General features: G+C 71.9%; 6 protein-coding genes. 3 read left to right on the top strand and 3 right to left on the bottom strand.

What is annotated here, in order from left to right; all coding sequences use genetic code 11:
- Nucleotides 1–135 (bottom strand): acyl-CoA dehydrogenase family protein (locus AC2TEW_RS31650; RefSeq protein ID WP_484626776.1); only part of this gene is annotated, 135 nt, incomplete at its 3' end.
- Nucleotides 136–250: 115 nt separating this feature from the next.
- Here AC2TEW_RS31650 and AC2TEW_RS31645 point away from each other — a divergent pair.
- On the top strand, nt 251–991 hold the full coding sequence (locus AC2TEW_RS31645) for a TetR family transcriptional regulator (protein ID WP_484626771.1): 741 nt from the start codon (nt 251–253) through the stop codon (nt 989–991).
- Nucleotides 992–1154: 163 nt separating this feature from the next.
- Nucleotides 1155–1535 carry a Zn-ribbon domain-containing OB-fold protein gene (locus AC2TEW_RS31640; protein ID WP_484626770.1) on the top strand — a complete coding sequence of 127 codons (381 nt, stop codon included), beginning with the start codon at nt 1155–1157 and terminating at the stop codon, nt 1533–1535.
- A gap of 96 nt (nt 1536–1631) precedes the next feature.
- Here the strand turns inward: AC2TEW_RS31640 and AC2TEW_RS31635 are convergent, their stop codons facing one another.
- Complete coding sequence (locus AC2TEW_RS31635) at nt 1632–2123, bottom strand: hypothetical protein (protein WP_484626769.1); 492 nt, start codon at nt 2121–2123, stop codon at nt 1632–1634.
- 192 nt (nt 2124–2315) lie between these two features.
- Between AC2TEW_RS31635 and AC2TEW_RS31630 the strand changes: the two genes are divergently transcribed.
- A complete protein-coding gene (locus AC2TEW_RS31630) occupies nt 2316–2651 on the top strand; it encodes a tetratricopeptide repeat protein (protein ID WP_484626775.1) in 336 nt (111 codons plus the stop codon).
- Nucleotides 2652–2771: 120 nt separating this feature from the next.
- On the opposite strand, the gene AC2TEW_RS31625 is transcribed toward AC2TEW_RS31630, so the two are convergent.
- Nucleotides 2772–5867, bottom strand: a complete 3096-nt coding sequence (locus tag AC2TEW_RS31625) for a putative bifunctional diguanylate cyclase/phosphodiesterase (protein ID WP_484626768.1) — start codon at nt 5865–5867, stop codon at nt 2772–2774.
- Between the last annotated feature and the right edge of the window lie 177 nt (nt 5868–6044).

Below are 6044 nucleotides of genomic sequence, written 5' to 3'. Positions count from 1 at the left end.
CTCCTGCGGGAACCGCCCCTGCTCGTCCACCTCCGCCGCGAACGGAGCGATCTTCGCCTCCGACAGCGCACGCACCGTCTCCCGGAGCATCTCGTGCTCCTCACTGAGCCGGAAGAGGTCGAAGTCCTGACTCATGATGGGACGCTCCTTAGAGGGGGTGGCACTCAGTACCCCTGATTATGCACACTCAGTGCCGTTCGGGCACCCTCCGGGCGCGGTCACCGGGCCGTCGCGGTGCTACCGTCCCCCCATGAGCGAGGCGCGGGAGCAGGAACAGGTCCAGGGCACGGGCACGGCGGCGGGAGGGCGGCCGACCACCCGGGACGCGCTGATCGAGGCGGCCTTCCGGCTCTTCCTGGAGCACGGGTTCGAGCAGACCACCATCGACGACATCACCGCGCAGGCCGGGGTCGGGCGGCGCTCGTTCTTCCGCTACTTCCCCTCCAAGGAGGACGTGGTCTTCCCGGACCACGAGGGCGCGCTGGCCGAGATGACCTCCTTCCTGGACGCCGCCCCCGACAGCGGCGACCCGGTGGTCCAGGTCTGCGACGCCGCCCGCCTGGTGCTGCGGATGTACGCGGCCAACCCGACCTTCTCGGTCGAGCGCTACCTGCTCACCCGCAAGGTGCCCAACCTGCGGATCCACGAGCTCTCCGTGGTCTGGCGGTACGAGCGCACACTCGCCGCGCACCTGCGGGCCCGCTACTCGGCCCGGTCCGACGGCGCACTGCGCGCGGACGTGGTCGCCGCCGCCGTGGTGGCGGCTCACAACCACGCGCTGCGCACCTGGCTGCGCACCGGCGGCGCGGGCAACGTGCGCGAAGCGGTCGACCTGGCACTGGAGTTCGTCATCGACACCTGGGGCGAACAGGCCGGCACCGGGGACGGGGACGGCGCCGGGCCGGCCGAGGACGTGGTGGTCCTGGTCGCCCGTCGCGGCACCCCGATGTGGCGGGTGGTGCAGGGGATCGAGAGCGCACTGGACGGCTGACCCGCCCCGGCAGGGGGGTGGAGAGGCCGAGGGCCGACCGGAGGGAACTCAGTGCCTTTACACGGGGCACTGAGTGCCATATCTTCCTGAGCAGCATCCGCAGGGAGGAGCCGGAGATGCCCGGAGTACGGAACCGCTCGGCGACGGTCCGCGGCGGTGCACGATGACGCCGTCCACCGCGTTCGCCCCCGCCGGTCCGCTCACCAGCCCCACCGAGGGTGAGCCGGCCCTGCACTACCACCGCTGCCGCTGGTGCCAGTCGGCGATGCCGGCCGGCGCCCTGCTCTGCACGGTCTGCGGCTCCGCCGACCTGACCACGGAGCTCAGCGCGGGCACCGGCAGCGTCCGGCGGCTGCTCCGGCCGACCCGCCGCGGCCTCTACCCGGGCCGCCCCTACCTGGTCGCCCTGGACGAGGGATTCACCGTCCAGGCCGGGGTGATCGGCGGCCTGCCCGGCGCGGTACCGGTCGGCGCCCGGGTCCGGCTCGCGATCCGGGACGACGAGGGACGGCTGCTCACCTTCCGGCTCTGCGCCACCTCGTGACGGACCCGCGGCCGGGCCCGGCGCGGCGCGCGACGGGTCCGGCTGCGGGTGCGGGTCGGGCTGCGGGGCCGGGTGCGACGGCTGTCGCGGGCGCCGCTACTGCAGGTCGATGACCAGGCCGTAGACCTCCTGGGCGACCCGGCAGTGCTCGCTGGGCGCGCAGTCGGCGACCGCCCGGCCGTCCGCCGCGTGGTCCAGGGTCAGCTCGTACTGGCCGGCCTCGGTGCGGTAGGTCGCGGTCGAGCGGCCCGTGTAGGCCACCGGGAACTGGGTGTTGGCCGGGACGCGGCCGAGGAAGGTGGCCGGGCCCGTGCTGGACTCCAGCATCGCGTCGCCCGGTGCCGTGTTGCGGATGAGCACCGCCTGGCCGACCGAGGGGACGACACCGAGGCCGGGGCCGGAGCCGTCGTTCGAGCCGACGGTGTTGTCGCGGCCGGCGTTGAAGATGTCGTCCCCGGCGACCTGGTTGTTGTCGCCGATCACGATGGTCCGGGTGGTGCCCGGTGCGTCGGCCGCGGCGATGCCGGGCAGACAGGACAGTCCGGTGACGGCGAGCAGGACCGCGGTGCGCCCGAAGGTTCGATTCATGCCATTCCTTTCCTCGGCTGTGTGATGGCGACAGTAGGTTCCGGCCGCTCGGCTCCGACGGACGTTCGGCCAGCCGGGGGCGTGTTGACGGCGGGGCCCGGCCGGGCCGGGAATGCCGAGAAGTAGGTGAATGTTCAACCGATCGCCCGACAACGCTCGACGAGAGGAGCCGGAGTGGACACCGGAGTGAACATGGTTGGCCGCGAGGAGAGCACGGCGGAGCGCTGGGCCCGCGCCGAGCTGTTCTTCGACTCCAAGCACTACGCGGAGGCCGCCCGGATCCTCACCGAGGTGGTCGACGAGGTACCGGGGCAGGTGGCGCCGCGGCTGCTGCTGGCGCGTGCGTACTACCACTCCGCCCAGCTGCGGCGGGCCGAGGAGCAGCTGCGCGAGGTCCTGGAGATCGACCCGGTCGAGCAGTACGCCCACCTGATGCTCGGCCGCACCCTCCAGCGCCAGGGCCGTGCCACGGAGGCGGCGACCTCCCTGCGGCTGGCAGCGGCGATGTCGGGCGACCCCACGGCCTGACACCCCGCGGGGGACCTGCGCGGAGCGGAAGGTACGGCGCCGTACCTCCGCCCCTCGCGCAGTTCCCCGCGCCCCGCAAGAACGCCCCTGAAGAACGCCCCCGCCCGAGGGCTCCGGGGATCAGGGCCTGCGGGTGGGGAGTTCGGCCGGGGCGGCGTCCTCCCGGACCAGGGCGCCCGCCTGTTCGACGGTGAGCGGGCGGGCGAACAGGTAGCCCTGGCCGAGCGGGCAGCCCATGGCCGCCAGCAGGTCACGCTGGGTGCTGTTCTCGATCCCTTCGGCGATCACCTGGACACCGAGCGTGTCGGCGATCCGGGTGATGCCCTCGACCAGGGCGAACTGCTGCTGGGAGAGCCCGAGACCGTCGATGAAGGACTTGTCGATCTTCAGGACGGAGATCGGGAACTCCCGCAGGTAGCTGAGCGAGGAGTACCCGGTGCCGAAGTCGTCGATGGCGATCCGCACCCCGAGCCCGCGCAGCGCCTCCATGTCGGTCCGGACCCGCTCGTCCCGCCGCATCAGCACGCTCTCGGTCAGCTCCAGGATCAGCGTCCCCGGCTGGATGCCGCTGGTCTCCACCACCTGGCGGACGATGTCGACGAACCCGGCGTCCCGGAACTGGCGGGCCGAGACGTTCACGCTGACCCGCAGCGGCCGCCGTCCGGCGCCGTCCCGGCGGGCCGAGGTGAGGCGCTGCCAGGCGGCGGCCTCGGCCGCGGCCCGCTCCAGTACCCAGGCGCCGAGCGGGACGATCTGGCCGCTCTCCTCGGCCAGCGAGATGAACTCCTCCGGCAGCACCATGCCGCGGCGTTCGTGCGGCCACCGCACCAGTGCCTCGAAGGCCACCAGCCCGCCGTCCGTCAGGTCGACGATCGGCTGGTAGTACAGCGCGAAGGCGGACTCGGCGATGGCGGTGTCCAGGCTCTCGTTCAGCTCGTGCCGTTCGACCAGGCCGACCTGCAGCGCCGGCTGGTACTGGCACCACTGCCGCTTGCCGGACGCCTTGGCGGAGTAGAGGGCGAGGTCGGCGTGGGTGAGCAGTTCGGCCGCGTCCACGCTGTCCTCGGTGGTGGCGACGCCGACGCTGGCCGCCACCCGGACGGTGCCGGAGCTGAGCCGGAACGGTTCCTCGAAGGCGTTCAGCACGGCGTCGGCGGTGGAGCCGACGTCCTCCGGTGACAGGGCGTCCTCGACCAGCACCGCGAACTCGTCGCCGCCGAGCCGGGCCGCGGTGTCGGAGGTGCGCAGCGCGGTGGAGACCCGCAGGGACACGGCGACCAGCAGTTCGTCGCCGACCGCGTGGCCCTGGGTGTCGTTGACCACCTTGAAGTCGTCCAGGTCGAGGAAGAGCACGCCCATCACGGTGCCGCGGCGTTCGCTGCGGGTGAGGGCGTGGCCGACCCGGTCCTGGAACAGCACCCGGTTGGCCAGGCCGGTGAGGGAGTCGTGGAAGGCCCGGTGGGTCAGTTCGCGTTCCATCTGCCGCTGGTCGGTGACGTCGCGCAGGGTCAGGACGAGGCCGCCGACGGTCGGGTCCTCGCGCAGGTCGTTCCAGCGCACCTCGACCTCGATGACGCTGCGGTCGCTGCGCAGCAGCCGCCAGTGCTCGCGCTGTTCGGACTGTTCCCTGGTGCGCATCCGGGCCAGGGCCTGGTTGAGCCGGCGGCTCTCCTCGGGCGGGATCAGCTCGTTGAGCCGGACGCCCTCGAGGTCGGTGTAGCCGAGCACGCGCTGGGCCGAGGAGCTGGCGTAGCGGATGCCGTCGTCGGGGTTGAGGATCAGGATCACGTCGGAGGCGCTCTGCACCAGGGTCCGGAAGTAGGCCTCGCTGTTGCGCTGGCTGATCTCGCGGGTCAGCATGACGCGTTCGACGGCCAGCGCGGACTGGGCGGCCAGGATGTCGAAGGTGCCCCAGAGCGAGGTGAGCTGGTGTTCGGTGCCGCCGACGATCAGGACGCCGATCAGCGGCTCGCCGATCGGCCGGTTGTCGAGGGCGAGCGGGCAGATCAGGGCGTTGGGCAGGCCGGCGAAGTGGCGTTCGAGGTCGGAGCCGAGCTCTTCGACCGGCAGCAGGCGGCTGCCCTGGAGTTCGCGGTCGGGTGGGATCCGCAGCACCATCTCGCTCTCGCCGTGCCGTACCCGCAGGCCGCCGTCGGCGCGTACGCCGAGCAGGGCGGAGCGGCCGGGGGCATGCGGCATCAGTGCGGTGGCGGCCGACCGGACCGCCTCGGAGACCTCGTCGAAGGTGACCGATCCGGTGAGTGATGCCCCGGTCACCCGCAGTGTCCGTTCGCGGGCGACGGCGTGCCGGTGCACCAGGACGACGGATCCGAGCCGGGCCAGCACCAGCAGGAACAGGACGGCGGAGAAGGCGCCGATCACGCCGGCGTGGCTGGCGTCGCCGCGGGAGAGGTCCACCAGCAGCATCGCGGGGGCGATCATCGAGGCGCCGGCCAGCAGGGCGAGGCGGCCGCCGGAGATGTCCGGCTGCTGGGTCGGGATCGGCCGGGTGAGTTCGACCATCGAGGGGTGCAGCGCGGCCGCTCCCCAGGCGCAGTAGAAGACGGCCCAGCCGAGGTCCACCGGGCTGCCGATGCGCCACGTGCCGTGCAGCTGGATCAGCCCGTACGCGACGTCGGCGACCAGCATGCCGAGCACGCCGACGGCCAGCAGCCACAGGGCCTTGCCCTTGCCGCCGCGTGGTACCAGCAGTCGCATCAGCATCGCCAGCACCAGGACGTCACCGAGCGGGTAGGCGATCGAGACGGCCTTCTGGAGCCAGGTGAGGTCGGGGTTGCGCTCGTACGGGACGATCAGGTAGATCCAGGCCAGCAGGGCCAGGCCGACGGTCAGGATGAGCGCGTCGATCATGGAGCCGCGGTCCTGCTGGGCGGTGCGCCAGCGGATGAAGCCGTAGATGCCCACCGCCGTCAGCAGGTATTCGGCGAGGTAGAACGCGTCGAACACGGACGGGAAGCCGTACTGGTGCAGGTACTCGGTCTGGATGACCTGCACCACCTCGCCCGCGGTGAAGCTGAGGTTGCCGGCCGCGAGGAGGTACCAGTACTGCGGGTGCGCCGGGCGGTTGAGCCGGGTGCCGATGACGATGGCCGCGACGCCGGAGAGGCCGATGCCGGTCCACCAGATGATCCGTTCGTCCGGATTCTGGTAGTAGACCAGCGTGAGCACGGCCATCCAGCCGAAGTAACAGGCCATCAGGCGTTGCCTTCGACGTGTCAACCGAGCTACCCCCTTCGCCCCGAGGCAGGAGTTGGGTGGGTCGATGCACGAGGAGTGGCCGCCGGCGACGCGGCGGCGGGGAGCACTGCGGCTCCGCGACAAATGCGTCTCAATGATACCCAGGGCCATTCGGGTGCCTATAGTCGAAAGTAT

Source organism: Kitasatospora sp. NEAU-CNBT7 (assembly GCF_057220535.1).
The sequence above is the reverse complement of the archived record's forward strand: the minus strand, read 5'-3'. Positions and strand labels throughout refer to the sequence as shown.